This window comes from Micromonospora sp. I033 (assembly GCF_053890995.1).
Genome location: NZ_JBSSLX010000383.1, coordinates 1 through 1328 on the forward strand (window position 1 = coordinate 1; position 1328 = coordinate 1328).

1 protein-coding gene and 1 pseudogene are annotated in these 1328 nt (G+C 71.5%); one reads left to right on the plus strand and one right to left on the minus strand.

The genetic code is table 11. From position 1 onward, the window contains the following. Positions 1-727, plus strand: a 727-nt coding sequence (locus ACW0Q9_RS30355; RefSeq protein ID WP_456187175.1) for an SGNH/GDSL hydrolase family protein, incomplete at its 5' end; no start/stop codon positions are given. 61 nt (positions 728-788) lie between these two features. Here ACW0Q9_RS30355 and ACW0Q9_RS30360 read toward each other — a convergent pair. After that, positions 789-1328, minus strand: a pseudogene (locus ACW0Q9_RS30360) (DUF1343 domain-containing protein); the annotation flags it as partial.

The following is a 1328-nucleotide window of genomic DNA, read 5'->3' on the forward strand; positions in this document are numbered from 1 at the left end:
CGCCCAGGCGGCCCCGACCGACAGCTACGTCGCTCTCGGCGACTCGTACGCCTCCGGCGTCGGCGCCGGCAGCTACACCTCCGAGAGCGGGTCCTGCCTGCGCAGCACCAGCGCCTACCCGGCGCTCTACAACACCAACATCAGGCCGGCCTCCTACCGCTCGGTCGCCTGCTCGGGCGCGACCACGTCGACCGTCATCAACAGCCAGCTCTCCGCGCTCTCCTCGACCACGACGCTGGTCAGCGTCACGGTCGGCGGCAACGACGTCGGCTTCGCCAGCATCATGAGCACCTGCGTGCTGCAGGGGGAGACCCAGTGCGTGGCCGCGGTCCAGGCCGCCGAGGACAAGGCCCGCACCGAGCTGCCCGGCAAGCTGGCCAACGTCTACAACGGCATCCGGAGCCGGGCTCCCTCCGCGCGGGTCGTGGTGGTCGGCTACCCGGTCTTCTACCAGCTCGGCACGGTCTGCGTCGGGCTGAGCGCCACCTCGCGGGCGAAGATCAACGAGGGGATCAACCTGGTCGACGACATCATCCGGACGGCGGCCGTCTCGGCCGGCTTCACGTTCGCCGACGTCCGCTCGATCTTCGTCGGCCACCAGCTCTGCAGCTACGGGGAGAAGTGGCTGCACGCGTTGAACTACCTGAACCTCACCGTCTCGTACCACCCGACCGCCGCCGGGCAGTCCGGCGGCTACTACCCGGTCTTCCGCTCCGCAGCGGGCTGACCCGGGCGCGTCCCCCGCTCCGCCCGGTGGACGGAGCGGGGGACGGCTCGGCGTCGCGGACTCAGTAGAGCAGGTACGGACGCCGCCGTTGCTCGAAGGCCGCCAACTCGCCGGCCCAGGCGCCGACCACGTCGTCGACCTCGGCTCCGGCGTCGATCATCGTGCGTAGCCGGGGCGAGCCGGTCAGCTTGTCCACCCAGTAGGGCCGGGCGGTGTCCCACGAGTCGACCCGCCACGCGAACGCCGGATACCTGCGCGCCTCCACCAGCATCGCCACCGCGGTGCGGATCGGGTCGTAGGCGGACCGGTCGACGACCTTGACCTCCACGCCGGCGCAGAGCTTGTTCAGCAGGGCCGGCTTCTGCCCCGCCGCCGTCGGCGAGAAGTACGCCTCCCGGAACTCGACACCCGGCAGGTCCCGGGCGTTGAGCCGGTCTCCCCAGTGGTGGTCGAAGTCGCCGGCCAGCCCGCCGATCAGCTCGAACGGCCGGCAGGTGCCCCGGCCCTCGGTGATCGAGGCGACGCCCTCGAACAGGCAGGTGCCCGGGTAGACCAGCGCGGTGTCGGGCGTGGGCATGTTCGGGCTGGGCATCACCCAGGG